Origin of the sequence: Vallitalea maricola (assembly GCF_036985595.1) — a bacterium.
GTDB lineage: Bacteria > Bacillota > Clostridia > Lachnospirales > Vallitaleaceae > Vallitalea > Vallitalea maricola.
In genome coordinates, this window is the sequence record NZ_BTPU01000108.1 from 1 (window position 1) to 3,995 (window position 3,995).

Below are 3,995 nucleotides of genomic sequence, written 5' to 3' on the forward strand. Positions count from 1 at the left end.
TACAATGATTCAGTACTAAGAGCTTTTGAAATAATATCGGAAAGAGAAGTTATAAGACCGAACATAGCAGGAATAATGGGTGCTTTTGGTGCTGCGATAATCGCAAAAGAAAGAGATAATGGTCTAGAAAGTACTTTATTACAAGCAGATCAGATAGATTCATTTACATTTGAAACAGATATGAAAAGATGCCCTTTGTGTAATAATCATTGTTTACTCACAATTAACAAATTCCCAGGTGGAAGAGAACACATATCTGGTAATAGATGTGAAAGAGGTGCGGGAGGAGAGAAGAAAAGCAAGAATATCCCTAACCTATATGATTTCAAATATAAAAGATTATTTGATTATAAACCATTAAGTGAAGAAGAAGCTAAAAGGGGTACTATAGGTATTCCAAGAGTATTGAATCTATACGAAAATTACCCATATTGGTTTACTTTCTTTACTAAACTAGGCTATAGGGTAATTATATCACCTAGTTCAACTAAAAAATTATATGAGGAAGGTATTGAAACAATACCATCAGAGTCAGCTTGTTATCCAGCTAAGATTGTACACGGACATATTATGCACCTTATAAGAAAAGGGATTAAGACAATATTCTATCCATGTATACCATATGAAGAAAAAGAAATAAAAGGTGCAGACAATCATTTTAACTGCCCAATAGTTACATCTTATCCTGAAACCATAAAACATAATGTAGAAGACCTAGAAAATGAAAATATTAAATTTCTTAACCCGTTTTTACCTATGGATAATGAGGAACGTCTAGCAGAAAGGTTAGCAGAAGAATTAGAAGGCAGTAGTATTAGCAAAGAAGAGATTTATCAAGCTGCTGGTTTAGCTTGGAAAGAAAAGATGAATGTCAGAAATGACATAAGGAAAAAGGGAGAAGAAGTTGTAAAATACTTGGATGAAACAGGTAATAGAGGAATTGTGTTAGCTGGAAGACCTTATCATATAGATCCAGAAATCAATCATGGATTAACTAATATAATAACAGATTTAGGTATGGCTATATTGACAGAGGATTCTATTTGTCATCTAGGCAATGTTAAAAGACCTCTTAGAGTATTGGATCAATGGGCTTATCATTCAAGATTATATGATGCTGCTGAATTTGTGGGCAAGAAAGGTAACCTTGAACTTGTTCAGCTAACATCTTTCGGTTGTGGAGTTGACGCAGTTACAGCAGACCAAGTTCACGATATACTCGGTGAACATGGTAAAATATATACTTTAATTAAGATAGATGAAGGTAATAACTTGGGTGCTATAAGAATAAGAATGCGTTCTCTAAAAGCTGCCCTAGATGAAAGGGATAAGAGTGGTATTCAACCTGTGAAAAAACAGATTAACCATGACAGGGTAGTGTTTACAAAAGAAGATAAAAAGAACCATACTATATTAGCGCCTCAAATGTCACCTATGCATTTTGACTTTTTTGAAGCAGGGTTAAAGAAAATGGGCTATAATGTAGTTATACTTCCACATGTGGACCCAGGTGCAGTTGAAGAAGGTTTGAAACATGTAAATAACGATGCATGTTATCCATCCATATTAGTTGTAGGTCAGATTATCAAGGCATTAAAATCAGGTAAATATGATTTAAATAATACTTCTGTATTCATTACTCAAACAGGCGGAGGATGTAGAGCTTCTAATTATATAGGATTCATAAGAAAAGCTTTAGATGATTTAGGCATTAATAGTGTTCCTGTTGTATCAATTAATGCATCTGGACTCGAAACTAATCCAGGATTCAAATTTACACTACCTTTAATACATAGAGCTCTTGTAGCAACAATATACGGTGATGTTTTAATGAGGGTACTATATGCAACAAGACCTTATGAAAAAGTAAAAGGATCAGCTGATAAACTATATGATAAATGGAAGCAAAAGGCACTCAAAAATGTTGAAAACGGCAGAATACATGAATTCAAAAAAAATATAAAAGGTATTGTTAAAGAGTTTGATGAACTCCCAATAAGAGATATATTGAAACCAAAAGTTGGAGTGGTTGGGGAAATACTTATTAAGTATCATCCAATTGGAAATAACAATCTAGTTGAAACACTAGAAAAAGAAGGTGCTGAAGCTAGTGTACCAGATTTATTAGATTTCTTCTTGTATTGTGCTTATAACAACAAATTCAAATATGAGAAGCTAAATGGAACCAAGAAAGGTTGGACTCTTAGTAAAATAGCTATAAAAGTTATTGAGATGTACAGGGAAACATCTAAGAAAGCGCTAAAAAATAGTAAACGCTTCAGAGCACCATCTTCAATTGATGAAAAAGCAATATATGCAGAAGAGTTAATATCTCTTGGTAACCAAACTGGTGAGGGATGGTTCTTGACAGGAGAAATGGTAGAGTTAGTTAAAGAAGGCGTAGAAAATATTGTCTGCGTACAGCCATTTGCATGTTTGCCTAATCATGTAGTAGGTAAATCAATGATTAAACCAATTAGAAAAAAATACAAAAGAGCTAATATAGTAGCTATAGACTATGATCCAGGTGCTAGTGAAGTAAATCAATTGAATAGAATAAAATTAATGTTATCTGTAGCTAAGAGTAACCTTGAAGAAAAAAATGAAGATAAAGTTATTGATAAGTATATAGATAAGAAGGACAAAGAAAAGAAAGATGATAAAGAATTACTTGCATTATAGATATAATCCATAATGGACACAAGGAGGCAGGCTATGAGTTTGAATAGGACACCTAGAGGAGATAGAGTGCATATTGCGCTATTTGGAAAAAGGAATGCAGGAAAATCCAGTATTATTAATGCTATAACAAATCAAGATATAGCATTAGTATCATCAGTAAAAGGAACTACTACAGATCCAGTATATAAGGCTATGGAAATACTTCCAATAGGTCCAGTTGTAATTATTGATACAGCTGGACTGGATGATGAAGGTGAATTGGGAGAACTTAGAAAGAAAAAGACGTTGGACGTTCTTAATAAGACGGATCTAGCAATATTAACCATTGATGCAGAATCAGGAATCACAGATTTTGAAAAAGGCATTTTGAATAGCATAAAAGATAAAAAGATACCTGTGGCAGGTGTAGTCAATAAAACAGACATCAAAAATATATCTAAAGAAGAATTGAAATCAATGGAAAAAGAGTTGTCTCTTAAACTAATTCCAGTATCAGCCATAGAGAATAAAGGTATAGAAGAGCTCAAGAATGAAATTATTAGACTACTTCCTGATAATGATAAAGGACATGAATTGGTTGGAGATATTATTGAACCAGGTGATTTTGTAGTATTAGTAGTTCCTATTGACACAGCCGCACCAAAAGGTAGACTTATTTTACCTCAACAGCAAGTAATAAGAGATATATTAGATAATGATGCAATCTCTATTGTGACCAAGGAGTACAAATTAAAAGAGACCATTGAAAACATTGGCAAGAAACCTAAAATTGTTATTACTGATTCTCAAGTTTTTGAGAGGGTATCAAAGGATACGCCTGATGATATTATGCTCACTTCCTTTTCCATATTATTTGCAAGATACAAGGGAGATTTAGTCAATTTAATAGAAGGTGCTAAGAAATTAGAATCATTAAAAGATGGAGATAAGGTATTAATTGCTGAAGGTTGTACTCATCATAGACAATCAGATGATATTGGTACTGTAAAAATCCCTAGATGGATTAAAGAATATACAAGTAAAGATATAAAATTTGAATTTTCTAGTGGTTTTAAATATCCTAGCAATCTAACGGATTATTCCCTAATAGTTCATTGTGGTGGATGTATGTTGAATAGACGAGAAGTACAGCATAGAATCAAAGTAGCACTAGATAATAATATACCTATAGTTAATTATGGTGTACTTATCGCTTATGTAAAAGGTATATTAGAAAGAACTATCCAGCCATTTCCATTAGTAAAGTATGGTCTTTGAGGAAGGTAGTATAAACTAATAATAGTAATTTTAATAGCCAATAAATCAGTACTGGT

2 protein-coding genes are annotated in these 3,995 nt (G+C 32.6%); both read left to right on the forward strand.

Annotated elements, in window-relative coordinates; translation table 11 throughout:
* Positions 1-2,682: acyl-CoA dehydratase activase-related protein (locus AACQ14_RS22985; RefSeq protein WP_339365889.1), on the forward strand; the 2,682-nt coding region annotated here is incomplete at its 5' end.
* A 33-nt stretch (positions 2,683-2,715) separates the two neighbouring features.
* Entirely contained in the window at positions 2,716-3,939 is a 1,224-nt protein-coding gene (hydF, locus tag AACQ14_RS22990; protein WP_339365890.1) for a [FeFe] hydrogenase H-cluster maturation GTPase HydF, read from the forward strand.
* Positions 3,940-3,995: the final 56 nt, after the last annotated feature.

What these genes read in the sequence shown, in the direction of transcription:
- hydF (WP_339365890.1), top strand. Translation starts at nt 2,716, where the DNA reads ATGAGTTTGAATAGGACACCTAGAGGAGATAGAGTGCATATTGCGCTA.